The 17,923-nt window shown below is 65.2% G+C and carries 14 protein-coding genes; 8 read left to right on the top strand and 6 right to left on the bottom strand.

All coding sequences use genetic code 11. From position 1 onward, the window contains the following. The first annotated feature begins 2 nt into the window (after positions 1–2). The 7 genes from LB518_RS04955 (at position 3) to LB518_RS04925 (ending at position 9,851) form a co-directional block, all read left to right on the top strand. The gene (locus LB518_RS04955; RefSeq protein ID WP_224573724.1) at positions 3–845 is read left to right on the top strand and encodes an ABC transporter permease; all 843 of its coding nucleotides are present in this window, start codon (positions 3–5) and stop codon (positions 843–845) included. Next, complete coding sequence (locus tag LB518_RS04950) at positions 842–1,810, top strand: ABC transporter ATP-binding protein (protein WP_224573722.1); 969 nt, start codon at positions 842–844, stop codon at positions 1,808–1,810. The genes LB518_RS04955 and LB518_RS04950 overlap by 4 nt, the downstream gene beginning before the upstream one ends. Continuing rightward, the gene (locus LB518_RS04945) at positions 1,791–2,849 is read left to right on the top strand and encodes an ABC transporter ATP-binding protein (protein ID WP_224573721.1); all 1,059 of its coding nucleotides are present in this window, start codon (positions 1,791–1,793) and stop codon (positions 2,847–2,849) included. The genes LB518_RS04950 and LB518_RS04945 overlap by 20 nt, the downstream gene beginning before the upstream one ends. Further along, on the top strand, positions 2,846–4,543 hold the full coding sequence (locus LB518_RS04940) for a BPL-N domain-containing protein (protein WP_224573719.1): 1,698 nt from the start codon (positions 2,846–2,848) through the stop codon (positions 4,541–4,543). Before LB518_RS04945 ends, LB518_RS04940 begins: the two co-directional genes overlap by 4 nt. 76 nt (positions 4,544–4,619) lie before the next feature. Beyond that, the gene (locus tag LB518_RS04935) at positions 4,620–6,449 is read left to right on the top strand and encodes a hydantoinase B/oxoprolinase family protein (RefSeq protein ID WP_224573717.1); all 1,830 of its coding nucleotides are present in this window, start codon (positions 4,620–4,622) and stop codon (positions 6,447–6,449) included. Next, positions 6,436–8,472: a hydantoinase/oxoprolinase family protein gene (locus tag LB518_RS04930; RefSeq protein ID WP_224573715.1), complete on the top strand. Its 2,037-nt coding sequence runs from the start codon at positions 6,436–6,438 to the stop codon at positions 8,470–8,472. The genes LB518_RS04935 and LB518_RS04930 overlap by 14 nt, the downstream gene beginning before the upstream one ends. Further along, positions 8,469–9,851: a M20/M25/M40 family metallo-hydrolase gene (locus tag LB518_RS04925; protein WP_224573713.1), complete on the top strand. Its 1,383-nt coding sequence runs from the start codon at positions 8,469–8,471 to the stop codon at positions 9,849–9,851. The genes LB518_RS04930 and LB518_RS04925 overlap by 4 nt, the downstream gene beginning before the upstream one ends. Before the next feature lie 117 nt (positions 9,852–9,968). Here LB518_RS04925 and LB518_RS04920 read toward each other — a convergent pair whose 3' ends face one another. From LB518_RS04920 to LB518_RS04900, 4 genes are all read right to left on the bottom strand, one after another. After that, a complete protein-coding gene (locus tag LB518_RS04920; RefSeq protein WP_224573711.1) occupies positions 9,969–11,261 on the bottom strand; it encodes an acetamidase/formamidase family protein in 1,293 nt (430 codons plus the stop codon). A 26-nt stretch (positions 11,262–11,287) separates the two neighbouring features. Continuing rightward, positions 11,288–12,910 carry an amino acid ABC transporter permease/ATP-binding protein gene (locus LB518_RS24635; protein WP_286198549.1) on the bottom strand — a complete coding sequence of 541 codons (1,623 nt, stop codon included), beginning with the start codon at positions 12,908–12,910 and terminating at the stop codon, positions 11,288–11,290. A 68-nt stretch (positions 12,911–12,978) separates the two neighbouring features. Further along, the gene (locus LB518_RS04905; RefSeq protein ID WP_224573709.1) at positions 12,979–13,854 is read right to left on the bottom strand and encodes an ABC transporter substrate-binding protein; all 876 of its coding nucleotides are present in this window, start codon (positions 13,852–13,854) and stop codon (positions 12,979–12,981) included. Between the two features lie 71 nt (positions 13,855–13,925). Then, a complete protein-coding gene (locus tag LB518_RS04900) occupies positions 13,926–14,861 on the bottom strand; it encodes a polysaccharide deacetylase family protein (RefSeq protein WP_224573707.1) in 936 nt (311 codons plus the stop codon). Positions 14,862–15,244: 383 nt separating this feature from the next. Between LB518_RS04900 and LB518_RS04895 the strand changes: the two genes are divergently transcribed. Beyond that, positions 15,245–15,943 (top strand): FadR/GntR family transcriptional regulator, encoded by a 699-nt coding sequence (locus LB518_RS04895; protein ID WP_224573705.1) that lies wholly within the window; start codon positions 15,245–15,247, stop codon positions 15,941–15,943. 21 nt (positions 15,944–15,964) lie between these two features. Here LB518_RS04895 and LB518_RS04890 read toward each other — a convergent pair whose 3' ends face one another. Both LB518_RS04890 and LB518_RS04885 read right to left on the bottom strand, forming a co-directional pair. Continuing rightward, the gene (locus LB518_RS04890; protein WP_224573703.1) at positions 15,965–16,897 is read right to left on the bottom strand and encodes a serine hydrolase; all 933 of its coding nucleotides are present in this window, start codon (positions 16,895–16,897) and stop codon (positions 15,965–15,967) included. 1 nt (position 16,898) lies between these two features. Then, positions 16,899–17,921 (bottom strand): alpha/beta fold hydrolase, encoded by a 1,023-nt coding sequence (locus tag LB518_RS04885; RefSeq protein WP_224573701.1) that lies wholly within the window; start codon positions 17,919–17,921, stop codon positions 16,899–16,901. Between the last annotated feature and the right edge of the window lie 2 nt (positions 17,922–17,923).

Genomic DNA, 17,923 nt, shown 5'->3' with positions numbered 1-17,923 from the left:
GCATGGCCGCATCCTCTCGCCTGAGGGCCCTGTCGAAGCCGACTCCGGCCGCCATCGGCGCAGCCATCGTGCTGCTTCTGGCCGCGCTGGCCGTGCTCGCGCCCTACATCTCGCCCTATGATTCCGAAAGCATGGACTTCAACGCCGTGCTCAGCCCGCCGTCGCTGGCGCACCTCTTCGGCACCGACAATTTTGGACGCGATGTCCTCACCCGCGCGCTGTTCGGCCTCCGCGTCTCGCTGATCGCCGCCATCGGCTCCGTCGCGGCCGCTATGGTGGTCGGGGTACCGCTCGGCCTTCTTGCAGGCTATCGGCGCGGGTTCGTCGATGCCGTGATCATGCGGCCCGTCGACGTCATCATGGCCTTCCCGGCCATCGTGCTGGTCGTCGCGCTCGCGGGCGTCTTCCGCCAGAGCCTCGGACTGATGACGCTTGCGATCGGCTTCGTCTATTTCCCGATCATCGTGCGCGTCATGCGCGGCGCCGCCATCGAGGTCAGCGACGCGCTGTTCGTCGAAGGCGCACGGGCCCGCGGCGCGTCGCGTGTCCGGATCATGGCGCGGCATGTCCTGCCCAACGCGATCACACCCGTCCTGGTGCAGGCATCGGCGCTGATGGGGGTGGCGATCCTGATGGAGGCGGCCATCAGCTTCATCGGACTCGGGGTGCAGCCGCCAACGCCCTCGCTCGGGCTCATGCTCTCCGACGGCCGCTCCTATATGGGCGACGCGCCCTGGCTCGTCATCTGCCCGGGCCTCGGCATTCTCGTCGCGGTGCTCGGCTTCAACCTGATGGGTGACGGCCTGCCGCGCCTCCTCGACGCTGCGAATCGGAGGCGCAAATGAGCCTGCTCGAGGTCAATCATCTCCGCACCGAGTTCGAAACCGGCGGCAATTGGCAGGAGGCCGTCAGCGACATCAGCTTCGATCTTGCCGGCGGCGAGGCGCTTGGCCTGGTCGGCGAATCCGGCTGCGGCAAGTCGACGGTCGCGTTCAGCCTGATGCGCCTCCTCCCCGGCAACGCCCGGCTCGCCGGGGGCCGCATCGGCTTCGACGGCAAGGACCTCGCTGACATCGGGGAAGATGAGATGCGGCGCATGCGGGGCGGCCGCATTGGCATGATGTTCCAGAACCCGATGACCGCGCTTGACCCGGCCTTCCGGATCGGCTCGCAGATCGGCGAGACGCTCCAGACGCATCTCGACGTCGACCGGAAGGAAGCGCGCCGCATGGCGCTGGAACTGCTGAGGAGCGTCGCGATTCCTGCCGCCGAGGAAAGGCTCGATGCCTATCCGCACGAACTCTCGGGCGGCATGCGCCAGCGGGCGGCGCTGGCGATCGCCATCGCCTGCCGGCCCCGCCTCCTCATCGCCGACGAGCCCACGACGGCGCTCGACGTGACCATCCAGGCGCAGATCCTGCGCCTCATCCGCACGCTGCTCATCGAGGAGCGCGGCGCCGGCGTTCTGCTCATCACGCACGATCTCGGCGTCGTGGCGCATACCTGCGACCGTGTCGCGATCATGTATGCCGGCGAGATCGTCGAGACCGGCACCGTCGCCTCGGTCTTCGCGAACCCGCTTCATCCCTACACGCAAGCCCTGCTCGAAGCGGCGCCCAATGCCAGGACGCCGCGCGGCAGTCTCGCCACCATCCCGGGCCGCGTGCCGGCGCTCGGCATGCGTCCGTCCGGCTGCCGCTTCCGAGGACGCTGTGCATTCGAGCGGCCGGACTGCGCCGATCCGTCCGGCCCACCGCGCGTTCGTCTCGACAAGCATCGGGAGGTGGCCTGTGTCCTCCACGCCGCCTGACGACATCATCCTCCAGGCCCAGGGCCTCACGCGCCAATTCCGGTCGGGCGGCAGCCTGATCGGCGGCGCCCATACCGTCACCGCGGTCGACGGAATCGACCTCGAAATCCGGCGCGGGCAGATCTTCGCGGTGGTCGGCGAGTCCGGCTCTGGAAAAACGACGCTCGGCCGGATGCTGGCCGGCTTGCTGCAGCCGACCTCCGGCGGCGTCTTCTATCGCGGCCGCGACATCGCGTCTCTCGATCGGCGCGGGCGGGCTGATTTCCGCCGCCGCATGCAGATCGTCTTTCAGGACCCCTACTCCTCGCTCGATCCGCGCATGCGGATCGGCGCCCAGATCCGCGAGCCACTGGATATCCATCGGATCGGTACGTCGGCCGAACGTCGGAAACGGGTCGATGAACTTCTGGAGCGCGTCGGCATGGCACCAAGCTATGCCAATGCCTTTCCAGCCGAACTCTCAGGCGGCCAGCGGCAGCGCGTCGGCATTGCGATGGCGCTCGCGTCCTCGCCCGAAGTGATCGTCGCAGACGAGCCGACCTCGGCCCTCGATGTTTCGGTGCAGGCGCAGGTCCTAAACCTTCTCGCTGAACTGCAGCGTGAGAACAACCTCACCATCATCTTCATCACGCATGATCTCGGCGTGGTGCAGCACTTTTCCGACCGCGTTGCGGTGATGTATCTCGGCCGGGTCGTCGAGGAGATGGATACGGCGCCGCTGTTCGCCGATCCGCGCCATCCCTATACGCGCATGCTCTTCTCCGCGATCCCGGATCGCGATCCGTCCCGGGCGGTTCCGCTGCAGATGCCGACCGGCGAACCGCCCTCGCCGCTCGCGCCGCCGCCGGGCTGCACCTTTCATCCGCGTTGTCCCGTCGCGCTCGACGCGTGTTCGGCGGTGCAGCCAGCGCTCGTCGGTGCCGGAAACCGCCATCTCACGGCCTGCATCCGTGTCGGTCCGGACGGAGCCAGAGTGCCGGTCGCCGCGGCAGCGCCGTCCCCAATCCGTGAAGCAACCTTGTCGGGAGCTCTCCCATGACCACGATCGCCTTCCGCGCCGATGGACCGCTCTGGTCCGGTGCCTACCGCGCGGCCAATCTCCTGTCGCGACGGGGCCTGCAGCCGCTCTGGACCAGCCGCGCCTTCTCGGGTCGGACGCCGGACGGATCGACCGCGACCTTCCCTGCGGGCACGATCGTGGTGGAAACCAGCGCAGCCGACCTATCGCACAGTCTCCCATCCGAGCTCGACGTGGAGACCGTCGAACTCGCGACCACGGAAGGGCTCGAGGCGCTGCCTGTTCGGCCCGTCCGCGTCGCGGTCTATGGTGGCGGCGGGGCACCCTATAACCACGCCGCCTCCTATGGCGAACTCGGCTTCGACGTGGATTTCGTCTTTCCCGAGGACATCCTGGACGGTGCACTGGCCGACTTCGATCTGCTGGCAGTGCCGGGTGGCGGAGCACGCGCCATGCAGGGTCAGCTCGATCCGCTCGGCGAGGACGGATGCCGCGCCATCGCCGACTTCGTTCGCGAAGGCGGCCTCTATCTAGGCTGCTGCGCGGGGGCCTATGACGCGTCCCTTGTCGCGCCGAGCTTCCTGACGATCTGTCCGCAGCAGCAGCAGATGCGGATGATCAACGCCGCCGTCTGGAACAAGGGCGACGAATGGCTCGGCCTGCAGTCGCCCGGCGTCGGGGTGCTCCGCGCCAAAGTCGCCGGCGAGCATCCGGTCACCTATGGCATGCCGAGTGCTTTCCCGATCACGCACTACAACGGTCCGCTCTATCACATGGCGCCCGGCACGCTCGATGGCGTGCCGGATGCGGTCGGCCTTCTCGCCGTCGCCGGGACGGAAGATGGCTTTACCCCTTCGGAAGGCTTCCTCGGGGTTGCCGGTGATGATCGGCTGGTCGATCGCGCCGTCGTCGCCGGTGCCTTCAATGCCGTCGCCGGAACCTATGGCAAGGGCCGCGTCGTGCTGTTCGGTTCGCATCCCGAAATGGGATTGAGCCTGTCGATGGACGTGCTCGATGCGCCGGCGCGCATGCTTGCCAATGCCGCATTCTGGCAGGGCGCCGCAACGAAGAGCGCACGGCCCGTGCAAGCCGCCGGCGATCCTGCGGTCGCTGCCGCCGACGCCCTCGATGGTCTCGCTGAGGCAGGGCCGCTCATCGACGCTGTTGTCGCGGCCGCCGAGGCGCTTCTCGCGCGAGACACAACCGGCGCGGGCTGGCTCGACGACGCTCTGGCCATGTCGACCTTCGGCGTCGCGGCCCGCACGATCTGGAACGATGGGCTCGCCGGCTTCGGTCCGGCCGCGGCCGCCATGAAGGCGCGCATTGCCTCCATCGAGGGGCGGCTCAAGCAGGCGGAGGATCCGATGGCCGGGCGATCCGATTACGTCAGCGCGGTTGTCTTGGACCTTGACCGCGCCATCAACCATCAGACGCCGCCCGACTGGAACATCGACTTCGGCTATGAGGGCCTGCTTCAGCATCTGGAGCGAGCACGCATCATGCTCGTCAAGGCCAACGCGAATTTCGGCCTGGATTTCGAACCCGTCAGCAACCCCTACGCCTATCTCGACGCGAGCCCGTTCCATCTCGCAGTCGGATCCTATCTCGCGGCGGCCGGCGTCTTCGCCAATTGCGGATTGCTGCTCCGCCTCCACGACGAGCGGCTCAAGAACGCGCTGCTGATCGCCTCGAACTCCGCCGAAGCAGTCCACTGACCAATGACTGGCCGCGGGAAGGCGGGCGCTCGCGCCCGAGCCTCCTGCTCGCCGCTGGAAGGACCACACGACCATCATGGACACGATCGAACCCACTTTGAAGGCCGTCGCGCCTGCCGCGCGGCCCGTCTGCGACGCCGTCACGCTCGAGATCATCCGTGGCGCCATCTCTGCTGCCCAGCGCGAGATGGAGGCGCTGATCGAGCGAACGGCGATTTCCGCCTTCATCCGCGAGAAGAAGGATTTCTATACTGCGCTCTTCGACGCGGACGGCGTCATGGCCGTCGGCTCGATGGTGCCGATCTTCGGCGATGTCACGACGCCGGTGCTGTCGCGCTTCCCGGTCGAGACCATGCAGCCGGGCGATGTCTATTGGTACAATGACTGCTATGGGTCGCAGGGCGCTGTGTCCCATTCCAACGATCAGGTGTTGCTCGCGCCGGCTTTCGAAGGCGGACGCCTTTGTGCGTTCGTGATGAGTTGGGCACACTTCGCCGATATCGGCGGCCTGCATCCAGGATCGATCAGCCCCGATACGACCGAGATCTTCCAGGAAGGCATTATTGTCCCACCGACCCGGCTGGTGACGGCCGGCGTGGTCAATGAAGCCGCACTTGCGATCTTCCATCGCAATTCGCGCTTCCCCGAACAGAGCATCGGCGATATGAGCGCGCTGATGGCCAGCGTCGAGCTCGGGGCCGCCCGCATCACGGAGATCTTCTCGCGCTTCGGCCATGACATCGTTGCCGACGCGCTGGCCCAGCTTCTGGCCCGCACCCGCCGCCTCGTCCGCCAGAAGCTCGCCGAGACTTTCTCCTATGGCACGCACCGGTTCACCGATGCGATCGACGGCGACGGCCATGGCCACGGACCGCTCAAGATCCGTTTCGCGCTAACGCGAGAGAAGGGCGACGACGGCGAAGACCGTTTCATCTTCGATGCGACTGAAACCGACGACCAGACACCGGGACCGGTGAACCTCCTGATGAATCCCGGCGTCCCCGGCATGGCGCTCGGACTCTATTATCTCGGCGGCGACCCGGCACAGGTCTGCAATGCCGGCGGGCCGAAGGCGCTCGACGAGGTTCGCCTGCGCGAGGGATCGTTGGTTCAACCGCGCTTTCCGGCCCCGCTCGGCATGCGCGGGCTCACCATGATGCGCGTTCTCTCGGCGCTGAACGGGCTCGTCAATGTTGCCGGTGGCGGCGCCCCCGCCTCGCATTCGGCCTATGTCATCGCCCTCCTCCGCGGTCGATACACCGACGCGGAGGGGGCATCGCAGCGGTTCCTGCTCGCCGACGGAATCGGCGTCGGCTATGGCGCCCGCGCCTTTGCCGACGGGCTCGATGCCGTTTATTTCGTCGCCCAGGAAAACTTCCCGCTCGAATTCCTGGAACTCGGGTATCCCGTCCGCCTTCGCACCTATGGCGTAAAGACCGATTCCGGCGGACCCGGCCGCTATCGCGGCGGCTGCGGCATCGTCCGCGAATATGAGATCCTTGCCGACGAGGCGATGCTGGCGAGCCGCATCGACGGCATCACCAATCCGCCCTGGGGCTTCGGCGGCGGCATGTCGGGCGGCGTCGGCCGCGTCGTCGTCAATCCCGGCACCCCCCAGGAGCGCGAACTCGCGCCGCTCTCCGACGGCAATATCGTCAGGGCGGGAGACGTGGTGCGCGTCGAAACCGGCGGCGGCGGCGGCCACGGCCATCCCTTCGATCGTCCGCCCGAGGCGGTGCTCGAGGACGTGCTCGGAGGCTTCGTGAGTCTCGACGCCGCAGCACGGCACTACGGCGTCGCCATCGTCGATCGCCGCATCGATGCCACCGCGACGCTCGCGCTCCGCACAAAGCGCACCCCTGTTCGTACCTTCCATCGCCAAGAGTATGCCGATGCCCTCTCCTGACACCGATCTTGCGGTTGCCGTTGATATCGGCGGCACCTTCACCGACGTCGCGCTGCTCGACCGCAGGAGCGGCAGGATCTGGCGCGCCAAGACGCCCAGCATTCCCTCCGATCCGTCCGAGGCGTTCCTGAACGGCATCCGCCTTGCACTCGCCGATGCCGGACATGAGGCGCCGATGCTCGAACGCGTACTGCATGGCACGACGATCGCGACCAACATGATCCTCGAGGACAAGGGAGCACGCACCGCCCTCGTCACGACGCGCGGCTTCCGCCATGTGCTGGCGATCGGCCGCCAGGACATCCCGCGCAAGGCCAATCTCTACACCTGGATCAAGCCTCGCCGTCCCGTATCCCCCTCGCACATCGTCGAGATCGACGAACGCATTTATGCCGGCGGCGAAATCGGCCTCGCGCTCGACGAAGCGAGCGTGCATGCGGCCGCCGACGCGATCGCCGAGATGGACATCGAAGCCGTGGCCATCTGCCTGATGCACGCCTTCGCCAACCCCGCCCACGAACAGCGCACCGCGGCGATCCTGCACGAGCGCCTGCCGGGCGTGGCGGTAACGATCTCGACCGATGTTCTGTCCGAGGTGCGGGAATATGAGCGATCGCTGACCGTGGCGCTGAACGCGTCCGTCATGCCGGGCGTGACCACGTATATCGGCAAGCTGGAGCAGAGGCTCGCCAACGAAGCGGTGGCGGCACCGTTGCTCCTGATGCAGTCGAATGGCGGCGTCGCGGGCGCAGCCACCATCCGGCGCGCCCCGGCACTCACCGCTCTCTCGGGGCCGGCCGCGGGCGTCGTTGGCGCTCGCGCGGTGGCAGAAGCGGCCGGCATCCGCGATCTCATCACGGTCGATATCGGTGGTACCAGCGCCGATATCTGCCTCATCAAGGATGGCAAGATCGGCCTCACACAAACCGGCCATGTCGGCGAATGGCCGCTACCGCTGCCCATGGTGGACATGGTGACGATCGGCGCCGGTGGCGGATCGATCGCGGCCGTGAAGGACGCAACGCTTTCGGTCGGACCGCGGAGCGCCGGTGCGCGCCCGGGTCCCGCGGCCTATGGGCACGGCGGCACGCTGGCGACCGTTACCGATGCCCATGTCGTGCTCGGTCACCTGCCCGCACGCCTGCTGGGCGGCCGCATGGCGCTCGACCGCGATGCCGCGCGAGCCGTGATCGAGAAGAACGTCGCAGTGCCGCTCGGCATCGACGTCGAAGCGGCGGCGCGCGGCATCCTCGCGATCATCGACAACACGATGGTCGGAGCGCTGAGGGTCGTGTCCGTCGAACGCGGCCATGATCCGCGCCAGTTCACGCTCGTCCCCTTCGGAGGCGCCGGACCGCTGCATGGCTGCGCGCTCGCTGAACTCCTCGGCATTCGCCGCGTGATGATCCCGACCGCGCCCGGCGTTCTCTGCGCGGAGGGCCTGCTCGCCGCTGACCTCAAATCGGAGTTCAGCCGGACGCTGCCAAAGGCCGGACCCATCGACGTCGCCGCTGCGGAGGCGGTTTTCGCCGAGCTTGACGCGCGCGCCGAGGACTGGTTCGCGGAGGAAGCAGTGCCCGAGGCCGACCGCCAGACACGGCATGTCGCCCTCCTCCACTATCGCGGCCAGGGCGGCGAACTCGCCGTTCTTTGGACGGGGACCGTAGCGGAGACCGAGCGCAACTTCGTCGACGCTCATCGCGCGCTTTACGGCTTCAACCTTGCCGCCCCGATCGAGCTCGTGACGTTGCGCGTCGAGGCAACCGGCGTCGGCAAGGGGTTGCCGCGCAGCGATCTCGCCGTCGCGCCCGTGGCGGAGCCGACGGAGATGGTTCCCTTGCATCTTGCCGACGGACTGAAGGATATCCCGCTCTTCGATCGCGCCACGCTTGGCGCCGGCGCAGTCGTCGTCGGCCCCGCGATCATCGCGCAGCTTGATACGACGACGCTGATCCTACCTGGATGGACAGGCGCGATGCATGCAAGCGGCGCACTATTGCTGACCCGGGAGGATGCTGCATGACGATCGTTGATCCTCTCGACCCCGTCTTCGCCCATATCGAGGCGAACAGGGAATCGTTCATCGCCCGACTGATCGACTATGTCCGGCATCCAAGCATCAGCGCCCAGGACATCGGCATTCGCGAGGTTGCCGCGCTGCTGGTCGACAAGCTCACCGCGCTTGGCATGTCCGCCGAAGCGATCCCGACGGCGGGGCATCCAATGGTGCTCGGCCGTTCGCCAGAACGCCCGGGGCAGCCGACGATCCTCCTCTACGGCCATTACGATGTGCAACCGCCGGAGCCTCTCGACGCCTGGATCAGCCCCCCGTTCGAGCCGACGATCCGCGACGGGCGGATCTATGCCCGCGGCGTTGGCGACAACAAAGGCCAGCATTTCGCTCAGCTCCTGGCGATTGAGTCCCTCATCGCCGTGCATGGGGCGCTGCCCTGCAATGTCATCGTGCTGCTCGAAGGCGAGGAGGAGATCGGCAGTCCGCAAATCGCCGATTTCACCCGCGCCAACCGGGAGCGGCTGAAGGCCGATCTCGTCGTGACGTCGGACGGTCCGCTGCATGAATCCGGCCTTCCTACCGTCACCTTTGGCGTGCGGGGCATGGCTTCGTTCGAGCTTCGCGCGCGAACGGCGAAGCGCGACACCCATTCGGGCAATTTCGGCGGCGTGATGCCGAACGCGATCTGGACCCTCGTCCATCTGCTCGGCACCATGAAGAACGCCAACGGCGAGATCACGATCGAAGGCATCGGCGACAAGATCGTTGCGCCGACCGAGGCGGAACGAGAAGCGGCGCGCCGGTTGCCGCTCGACCTCGCGGCGGTCGAGGCGGATCTCGGCATCAGCCGCCTCGATGCCCCCGCCGATCGGCCTTACTTCGATCGCCTGATGTTCCACCCGACGCTGACGATCAACGGGCTCCACGGCGGCTATGGCGGACCGGGCGTCAAGACCGTCCTGCCGGCCGAGGCGTTCGCCAAATGTGATATCCGCCTAGTCGAGGCCATGACGCCGGACGACGTGCTCACAAAGGTCGAGGCGCATGTGCGGAAGCACGCGCCCGAAGTCGAGTTCATCCCGCGCGGAGGCATGCTGCCCTCGAAGACGGACTTCGACAGTCCCTATGCGACGGTGTTGCGGGCGGCGATCCTGCGGGCGCGTGGGGTCGAACCCCTGCTCTATCCGACCATGGGCGGCAGCCTGCCAGACTACGTCTTCACCAAAATCCTCGACGTCCCGGCTTTCGTCGTCCCCTACGCCAATGCGGACGAGGCGAACCACGCGCCGAACGAGAACCTCAAGCTCTCCTGCTTCATCGACGGTATCCGCACGGGCGCGGCGCTGCTCTATCAGCTCGGACGAAGCACGCCATCCACGGAGGAGTGACAGTCCGGCAGCGCGTACGGGCTCGACCGCGAGACGGTCGAGCCCGTACGCACCGCCACCGACGCCGTGCGCGACCCAGGCACACGCCTTTTGAAGTCCGGCGCAAGCCACCGACCTTCAGTCGGTGAACATGTCCTTTCGCAGGATGGCATGAACCCCGATATTGCCGTCGACGACTTGGCTGATGCCGAAATCGACGGCGACCGACATCAGCGATATCGCCTCGTCCTCGGAGAGATTCTTCGTCACCATGAGGAAACGACGCATCTTGCGGAAGGCATCGCGCATCGCGGCGTCGATGGTCGAGGTCGTGAAGACCTCGTCGCTTCTCTCTGCGAGATCAGCAAGATAGTTCGGATAGCTGAAGCCGTGGATCACCCAATCTGCGGCCGTCTCCAGCAGCGGATAATCGAGCCCTTCGAGAGGCGTTCCAGCGAGCTCGCCGCGCTTATGCAGGACGAACTGGAACGTGCCAGTCAGCGAGCATTCGATCGCCGTGCCGCAGAGCTCGGCATCGCCTTGGGAAGCATGGGAGTCGCCGACGGAAAACAACGCTCCCTGAACCGCGACCGGGAGGTAGATCGTGCCCCCCTTGCCGATCCGCCAGTTGTCGATATTGCCGCCGAAATAGCCGGGCGGAATGCTGTTGACCATGTCCGCCTCTTTCGGCGCGACGGCCACGACGCCGAAATGCGGTCGGATCGGCACTCGGACGCCCTTCAGGACGTCGAAGTTCTTCTCGATCGTGCCGTGATCGACCGGCACGCCCGGATAGTCGATGGTCGGATGCAGCTTGCCGCAAGGGTCGTGCTGAGGCGTCCAGCGATAGTTGTAGACGGCTTTCGCCCAGGGATCCTGCCCGGCCGCGTCGATCTCATAGATCGTGATGACCTCGCGCGGCTTCGGCTCCGTCAGGAGGTCCCTGTAGTGGAAACCCCAATTCGCCGCGGCATTGCTGCCGAAGGTCCGGCCGGCGTATTTCGGCAGCGCGGCCGGACGCGGACGAACGTCGAGAATGCGCACTTCGAGAACATCGCCGGGCTCCGCGCCCTCGACATAGATCGGCCCCGTGCAGATATGAACGCCGAACCCGCCGCCGTCAGCCTCGGTGCCGGCGCCTCGGCGCGGGACGGCCTTCTCGCTTTCGGTCCAGCGGAACACGCTCTCGGCGCCGCTATCGCCCTCGACCATCCGCTCGGCGTCGTCATTGGCGTGATGGGTCAGGACCTCAATGGTCGCAAAGTCGCCAGAGCGGACTGATGCCCTCGGCGCCAGTTCCTTGCTGAAGTAGCCCCAGTGGACCGTTTCAGCATTGGCGGCGAGGAAGATATGCCGGGGCGCGCCTTCCAGGCTCTCGGACCCGGTCGCTGCGCAAACGAACCCCTCGTTCGCCGTCTTGTTCGAATCCATCGTTTCGATCCCTCGTCTCTGGCGATTCAAGCTGGCAGCGCCACGTCCTCGTCGGTCTTTTCCTCGACGAGGCGGAGAAAGCGGCGCGTCCGCTCATGCTTCGGGTTGCCGATCACCGCGGCCGGAGGACCTTCCTCGACGATCCCGCCCTCATCCATGAAGATCACCCGGTCCGCGACGTCCCGGGCAAAGCCGATCTCATGGGTCACGACGATCATGGTCATGCCGAGATCGGCGAGTTGACGGAGGACGGCGAGGACTTCGCCGACCAATTCGGGATCAAGCGCCGAGGTCGGCTCGTCGAACAGCATCAGACGCGGCGAGATCGCGAGTGCGCGGGCGATACCGACGCGTTGCTGCTGGCCGCCGGAAAGCCGATGCGGCAGGTGATCGGCATGGTTGCTGAGGCCGACCATGCCGAGAAGCCGCGTCGCCGTATCAAGCGCCTTCTCGCGCGTCTCGCCATGGACATGAACCGGCGCTTCCATGACATTTTCGAGCGCGGTCAGATGATCAAAGAGATTGAAGTGCTGGAACACCATGCCGATCCGCGCCTTGGCACGGGCGGAGGCAAGGTCGCCAACGCTCCTCAGGGCACCATTGACCTTCGCATAGCCGATATAGTTGCCCTCGACGGTGATCTCTCCGTCGTCGATCGACTCCAGGTGATTGACCATGCGCAGGAGCGTGCTCTTGCCTGAGCCGCTGGGGCCCATGATGACCACCACCTCGCCCTGCTTCACCGTGAAATCGACGCCTTTCAGGACTTCGCGATTGCCATAGGACTTCCAGAGGCGCCGTCCGACGACGAAGGGCTCGCTCCGTTCCGAACCACCGTCACGTCCCGTCAGTGTCTTCAGCCAGACCTTGTCGAGTTCGACCGCGCCGCGCTTCGAGGGCTTGACCGCCGGAGCCGGCAAAGCGAGCGCCGGAACAGCCGTGCGGAGGCGGAAGCCGAAGAACCGCGCGGCATCATCCGGATTGCCCTTGAGCTCAAAATTGAAGCGGCGCTCGAGTACGGCCTGCAAGGCCGCGATGGCGCTGGTCATCACCAGATAGATGATGCCGGCCGCGGCAAAGACGGTGAAGAACTTGAAGTTCTGTCCGACGATCTGCTGGGCGCGAAATGTCAGCTCATTGACGAAGATCACCGAGGCGATCGACGTCCCCTTGATCATCGAGATCGTGTTATTGGCCATGCCCGGCAGGATCGCCCGCATCGCCTGCGGCAGGATGATGCGCCGCAAGGTCAGCAGCGGCGACATGCCGAATGCAGACGCCGCGATCGACTGACTGCGATTGACCGACAGGATGCCGCCGCGAATGATCTCGGCACTGAACGCCGCTTCGTTAAGGGCAAAGCCGACGACCGCCGTCGTGAACGTATCGAGCTTGATGCCGATGATCGGCAAGGCGTCGTAGAGAAAGACAAGCTGCAGAAGGACCGGCGTGCCGCGCACGAACCAGATATAGGACCACGCCAGCCAGCGAACCGGGGCTACCGGCGACAGGCGCATCAATGCGAGAGCGAGGCCGAGAAGCACACCGCCGACCATCGCCACGGCGGCGATTTCGAGCGCGGTCAGAGCCCCTGCGAGCAGGAAGGGCTGGACGACATAGCCGGCGAGCTCCTTCAGAGAGTCAAGCATCGTCACCACCCCCGGAACTTGATGTCGGGGCAGCACTCCAGAGTGCCACCCCGCCCATGGCTCTAGTGCTACTTGGTCAGAATCTCTGTCGGCAGCGCCTGCTTGTGGTCGAAATTATACTTCTTGTAGATGGCCTCTTCGGTGCCGTCAGCCTGAAGGATCTTCAGAGCGTCAAAGACGGCCTGCGTGAGTTCCTTGTTGTTCTTCGCCACGCCGACGCCAACCTTGTAGTCAGTCAGGATCGAGAAGGCGAGATCGAAGGCATCGGGGTCGGCAGCGATGAAGCTGTTGACGAGGCCGAGATCGATCATCAGCAGATCGGCGCGATCGTTCTTCACAAGCCGCGAGCCCGCCGGGATGTCCGGGAACGTGACGATCTCGATCTCCGGCTTGCCGGCGGCGACGCATTTCGCCGATAGATCGCGGAAGACCGCCTCTTCCGTCGATCCGAGCCCCGCCGTGGCGCGGACGCCGCAGACATCATCAAGCGACTTGATCTTCTTCGGATTGTTCTTCTGGACGAGGCCGCCGGTCGCCGCGCGGAGATAGACGACGAAGTCTGCCTCCTTGGCGCGCTCCGGCGTGTAGTAGAGGGTATCCCACATGACGTCGGCCTGGCCGGCGATAACCGCCGGGAGGAGGCCCGACCACGAGCCGACCATGAAATCGACCGGCAGGCCGATGCAGGCGAACGCGGCCCGCGCCATGTCGTTGTCGAGCCCGATCAGGTTATCGAAGTTGTTCGGATCGCGCATGCTGTAGGGCGGCGTCGCGCCGTCCGTCGCGATCTTGATCGTCTTGCCGACGAGGCTCGGATACTTGGTCGCGAGCTGCTCGGGATGGCATTTCATGTCGTCGGCCATGGCCTGGCCGACGCAGAACGTTGCCGCAGTCGCCACTGCGACAATGGAAAGAATGCGTTTGACGCCCGTTGAGATCTGCATTGTCCGACACCCTGCTGCTTGAGTTTTCTTGAACGCATTTCGGTAGGCCAACTGGCCCCGACATGCCCCGCTCAGGGCTTGTGATGCCGGTGCCAGTGTTCGGCGACATCGCGGCCGGTGCAGAACCAGACGCGGTCGTGTTTCATCACGTGATCGAGGAATTTGATCAGCCCGACAGCCTTGCCGGGCCGACCGATGAGCCGGTCATGCAAGCCGATGCTCATGAGCTTCGGGCTCTCGGCACCTTCCTCATACATGAGGTCGAAGGTGTCGATCATATAACGTGCGAAGTCGTCGGCGCTGCCGAACCCGGTATTACTGTCGAACCGGTTGTCGTTGGTTTCGAGCGAATACGGGACGACCAGGTGTTGCTGACCCTCGACATCGACCCAATAAGGCAACTCGTCATTGAGGGCGTCGCGGTCGTAGAGGAAACAGCCGGCCTCGACCAGGAGCTTACGGGTGTTCGCGCTCGGCCGGCCGTTGAACCAGCCGACAGGAGCGCTCCCCGTCATGGCCTTCATGCTCTCGACAGCGAGGCGCACATGCTCGCGTTCCTCGTATTCGCCCATCTGATGGTAGTCGATCCACCGATAGCCATGGCTGACGATCTCATGGTCGTCGGCGAGGAAGGCGGCGACTGCCTCCGGGCATTTCTCGAGCGCGCGCACCACGCCAAGAATGCTGATGCGGATTCCGTATTTCTTGAAGATCCGGAGCAGGCGCCAGACGCCCACGCGCGGACCATATTCGAACACCGTCTCTACGATGGGGCTGCGGACGCCGACATAGGCCGGAAAGCCGATATCCGTCAGCATGTCTTCCGACTGATTGTCGCCCTCGAGGAGCGACCGTTCGCCGCCCGCTTCGAAATTGAGATTGAAGTTGATGGCAATGCGAGCCTCGTTCGGCCAATGCGGATGCGGCGGATTGGGGCCGTAGCCAAAATAGTCTCGCGCTGGACCGAGGTTCCGCACCGAAGGCGCGGCTGTGCTGCTGCCGGTCATAAATCAAACTCCCGGTTATCGATGCTTATTGGGCGGGAGTTGGATGGCAGATGCTCGCGTCTTGCCCGGGCAACTCCGCAAACAGAAAGCTAGCAGGAGGTCGTCTTGTCGGCAAACCATTTATAAATTGGTTCCATCGTTGGTTCGGCCTTGTTTGCGCTGGGTTGCTCACCGGCTGGGCAAATCACGGCTAGGCGCTCCGGAAAGTGCTTTTTTCTGGCGAATTATGCGGCATTTCTTGCGCTTGAGAGGGCGTGCGTCGCCCAAATTTAGCGCGCTAATAAAGGTCGCCAGAGTCGAGCTAGCCGAACTAGTCGATGACTGGAACTGGAACCAATTAGCGAATATGGTTCCAGCATATGACTGATTCCGAAGGAGCGGTGGTGGAACGAGACGCACCGAAAGACATCGCATTGGCAGCGTTGCGGCGCCGCCTGGACATGGGCGAATTCGCCAACAACCGGCTCCCTCCTGAGCGGGAACTTGCGGTGATGCTTGGCGTCAGCCGGCGGGCCTTGCGCGAGGCCCTCGACACTCTGGAGACCGAGGGGCTCGTCTGGCGCCGGCAGGGACAGGGGACGTTCGCCGGCTCGCAGGGTGCCCTCAGCGAGCAGGAGATCTCTCGCCTTTCGCACCGCGTCAATCCGCTCGAGGCCATCGAGGCAAGGCTGTCGATTGAGCCGATGCTCGTGCGCCGCTGCGCGATGCGGGCCTCACAGGCCGAAATCGACGTCATGGTGCGTTTGGCGAATTCCGCGCGCACGGCGAAAGACGCGCGTAGCTACGAGACCTTCGACATCGCTTTTCACCGCAAGATTGCGACCTGCGCCGGCAATGCGCTCTTCCTCTCGATCTTCGAGATGATCATCAGCGTGCGCGAGAAAGCAGACTGGAAGCATGTCCGCGAATACTATTTCGACCATGGCGGTGCGGAACGGTCCTATATCGAGCACAGGGCCATCATCGATGCCGTCATCGCGCGCAACCCCGCGGCCGCTGAAGCCGCGATGCGTCAACATCTGAGCCAGATCGCGTCGGATGTCCTCGGGATCGATAGTCTCTATTTCACCGTCGCGCGGTAAGAACCGACGGGCCGCCGGACCTCAGCGGCCCTCCGCGACCGCGAGGACGAGTTCGGCCATGCGGCCGATACGCTCTTCGCATTCACCTGCCGGTCCGCGGTGACGTCCCGTCATGAAGCACATGATCACCTTCGCGCCGCGTGCCGGCGTGGCGATGGCAATGTCGGAGGCGATGAAAGGCGAGAAATTGCCGGTCTTGTGCGCGAACCGTGCACCCCAGGCGTGGCGCGGGATCATGTCGTTCAACTGCTGACCCTCGAGAATCGTCCGCATCAGGGCGCAGGAGGCCGGAGACGCGCAGGCATCGGCCTCGATCATCGCGAGCACGCTGCCGAGCGCGCGCGGCGTCGCCAGCGAGAACGGCCGCCCCGTCTCGAAGTGATAGCGCGAACGCGCGTCGGCGAGACCCTCTGGGCCGAGCGGAGGATAGCCGCGTCGCGCAAATTCTCCCGGCGCGATGTGCCCAAGCTCGGGATCCATACTGCTGCCAAGCGCCCTGAACCAGTCGAGCGCCGTGCCCGTCATCTCGATCCCATCGATGCCAAGCTCGCGTATCGTCGCGTTGACGGCGTCGACGCCGCCGGCCGCAGCGAGACAGATATCCGTGGCGGTGTTGTCGCTCACCACCTCCATCATCCAGGCCGCGTCGAGAAGCGAGAAGCTCGCGCCCGCGCCGAAGAGACGGAGCACGCCCGTCCCGAGGCGCTTCATGTCCTCGTCGAGGACGACACGCGTTACAAGATCCACCTCGCCCCGGTCAACGCGCCGCATCAGCGTCACGAGGATCGGCACCTTGATGAGGCTCATCGTGTCCATCTTCCGGTCGGCACCGATGGCGATCTCGTCGCCATTGTCGAGGAAGCGGACATAGATGCCCCAATCGGCCGCGATACCTGCCGCAAGCGTGCCGATACGACGTTCAAGAAGCGCCAGGACGGAGGGAGCGGTGCTCATATCAGGACGCCAGCAATTCGCGGAACTGACTATCGATGAACGCGGTATCAGCAGGGTTGGCTCCGCAGGCGCCGGCGACATGGCCCCAGATGCTCGGGATGGGGACGCAGCGTGCATTCGGCATGGCGGCGACCTCGAGCATATTGTCGGCGACCGGGAAGTAGAGGTCGGTCTCGCTCGGCATGACTGTTGCGCGCCCAGTGATGCCCGCGAGCGCCTTTTGCAGATCGCCGCCATAGCGCGCGCCGGCCGCGATGTCGGCATGCTGCCACGTCCACACCATGAGCAGGAGGTCGTTCGCATCGCGTTCGCTGAACAGCGTGTCCCAGTAGCCTGAGAGGAAATCGTCGACCGAGGCGAAGCCCATGATCTCCATGTCCACCTTCTCGCGATAGAAGGCCTGCGAGAAAGCCCAGCCCGCATAAATGCGACCAAAGGTCGAGAGGCCAGCCCGCGGCAGGACCTCGTAGTCGCCGCCATTGAAGGTCTGGTCGGTCTCGATCGCCGCCTTGAGGCTGGCGAGGAAAACATAATTGTGCCGCGAACAGCGCGCTGCGCCGCAGAAGGGAGCGATCCGCCGCACAAGCTCGGGATGATGCGCGCCCCAATGGAAGGTCTGCAGCGCCCCCATAGAGAAGCCGGCGACCAGCTCGATCCCGGTGACGCCGAACTCTTTGGTGAGCATCTGGTACTGGGCGTTGACGTTGTCGGCGACAGTGACCATCGGAAATCGCGGGCCGTCGAATGGTGCCGGCATATTGCTCGGCGAGGACGACTGTCCGTTGCCGAACAGGCCCACCACCACGACGAAATAACGCTCCGGATCGATCGCCATGCCCGGCGCCATCCAGCCGTCATATTCCTCGACCGCCCCGTTGAAGGCTCCCGGTATGACCACGACATTGTCGCGCGCCGGCGACAGCGTGCCGAAGGTCTTGAAGGCGAGCCGGGCGGCCGGGAGAACCACGCCGTTTTCCAGCGTGAAGTCGCCGAGCTCGTAAAGCTGATAGTCTGTCGAAGTCATGA

It is taken from the genome of Mesorhizobium sp. BR1-1-16, assembly GCF_020165495.1.
Classification (GTDB): domain Bacteria; phylum Pseudomonadota; class Alphaproteobacteria; order Rhizobiales; family Kaistiaceae; genus Kaistia.
This window is presented reverse-complemented; position numbering and strand designations above follow the sequence as displayed.

Bases quoted from the DNA above. Each gene is read 5' to 3' on its own strand.
- LB518_RS04925 (WP_224573713.1), top strand. From the start codon at position 8,469: ATGACGATCGTTGATCCTCTCGACCCCGTCTTCGCCCATATCGAGGCG.
- LB518_RS04940 (WP_224573719.1), top strand. From the start codon at position 2,846: ATGACCACGATCGCCTTCCGCGCCGATGGACCGCTCTGGTCCGGTGCC.
- LB518_RS04905 (WP_224573709.1), bottom strand. From the start codon at position 13,854: ATGCAGATCTCAACGGGCGTCAAACGCATTCTTTCCATTGTCGCAGTG.
- LB518_RS04955 (WP_224573724.1), top strand. From the start codon at position 3: ATGGCCGCATCCTCTCGCCTGAGGGCCCTGTCGAAGCCGACTCCGGCC.
- LB518_RS04930 (WP_224573715.1), top strand. From the start codon at position 6,436: ATGCCCTCTCCTGACACCGATCTTGCGGTTGCCGTTGATATCGGCGGC.
- LB518_RS04890 (WP_224573703.1), bottom strand. From the start codon at position 16,897: ATGAGCACCGCTCCCTCCGTCCTGGCGCTTCTTGAACGTCGTATCGGC.
- LB518_RS04935 (WP_224573717.1), top strand. From the start codon at position 4,620: ATGGACACGATCGAACCCACTTTGAAGGCCGTCGCGCCTGCCGCGCGG.
- LB518_RS24635 (WP_286198549.1), bottom strand. From the start codon at position 12,910: ATGCTTGACTCTCTGAAGGAGCTCGCCGGCTATGTCGTCCAGCCCTTC.
- LB518_RS04920 (WP_224573711.1), bottom strand. From the start codon at position 11,261: ATGGATTCGAACAAGACGGCGAACGAGGGGTTCGTTTGCGCAGCGACC.
- LB518_RS04900 (WP_224573707.1), bottom strand. From the start codon at position 14,861: ATGACCGGCAGCAGCACAGCCGCGCCTTCGGTGCGGAACCTCGGTCCA.
- LB518_RS04950 (WP_224573722.1), top strand. From the start codon at position 842: ATGAGCCTGCTCGAGGTCAATCATCTCCGCACCGAGTTCGAAACCGGC.
- LB518_RS04885 (WP_224573701.1), bottom strand. From the start codon at position 17,921: ATGACTTCGACAGACTATCAGCTTTACGAGCTCGGCGACTTCACGCTG.